General features: G+C 43.5%; 1 protein-coding gene. It reads right to left on the bottom strand.

Going from position 1 to position 1,360, the window contains the following annotated elements; translation table 11 throughout:
• Positions 1–125: 125 nt before the first annotated feature.
• On the bottom strand, positions 126–1,360 hold a 1,235-nt coding region (locus tag A3739_RS12920), incomplete at its 5' end, for an iron ABC transporter permease (protein WP_082878397.1).

Consider the following 1,360-nt stretch of genomic DNA (forward strand, 5'->3'; position numbering starts at 1 on the left):
AGTACAAAGATCAAATTGATGGTTGGTATGCTGGTAGAGCTAAAGTAGTTTGGGAATAAGTTCCCAGCGATAAAAAAAGCGACCCTTGGGTCGCTTTTTTTATGTCTCAACATTTCAGATAAGTACTACGTTCGATTGATTGAGCGGCTAAGTAAAATCACAGGAATAATTCCCACAATAACAATTACTAAAGCTGATAATGCGCATTGTTCTATCAGTTCATCTGACGCAAATTGATACACATGCGTTGCCAGTGTTTCAAAATTGAATGGGCGCAGTATCAGTGTTGCAGGAAGCTCTTTCATACAATCTACAAACACGACAAGCATGGCCGTTAATGCGCCTGGTTTTATGATCGGTAAGTGAATGCGTATTAGCGTTGTCAGGCTGCTCTTTCCAAGAGATCGAGAGGCCATGTCCATCGATGGTGTAACTTTCTCAAGGCTTGAATCTATAGCTCCGGTTGCGACGGCTAAGAAGCGCACAGTGTAGGCAAAAAGTAATGCCGCAATACTTCCACTCAATAATAAGCCAGTGCTGAATCCGAAATGGCTGCGAGCAATGCTATCAAGCCAGTTATCAAAGCCCGCGAGCGGAATAATTACGCCGATTGCCAAAACGGCACCTGGAATTGCGTACCCTAGGCTAGATACTTGTGTCATAGAGCGGGTGAATTTTGAGTTATCTAAGCGCTTCGTATAAGCCAAAATACATGCGATGACTAAAGTGATGAATGCGGCGCTAAAGCTCAGAGAAAAACTATTAAATGCGTAGGTAAAAAATTGCGTGTTCCAGCTTTTGTCAAAGTAATGAATCGAATAGTCGGAAAGAATGATGACCGGAATTAAGAAACCAAAAACAATTGGTGTTGATGCGAGTAGAGTAGCGAAGAAAGCCTTTTTTCCAGTCAGGTGTTGAGTTGGCAGAGGACGTGATTGAGTTTTGCTAGAAAACGACTGCTGTTGGTCCCTAGATTTTCTCTCCATCATGATTAAAAACACGACAGCTAACATCATCACGGTAGCAATTTGAGCTGCACCGCCTAAATTGCTCATATTCAGCCATGTGTCATAAAGGCCTGCAGTCAGCGTTTGAATTGCGAAGTAATCAACGGTACCGAAGTCATTCAGTGTTTCCATCAGAACCAAAGATAGACCGACGACAATTGCAGGTCGCGCAATCGGTAATGATACGCGGAAGAAAAAGCCAAAAGAATTCGAACCCAGGCTTCTAGCGGCGTAGTAAAGAGAAACTGATTGTTGCAAAAATGCGGCGCGAGCCAGCATGTAGATATAAGGGTATAGAGTTAGTGACATGAGGATAATGGCGCCCCCCATGCTTCGGACTTCGGGGAAGTAGT

This window comes from Oleiphilus sp. HI0067 (assembly GCF_001635735.1).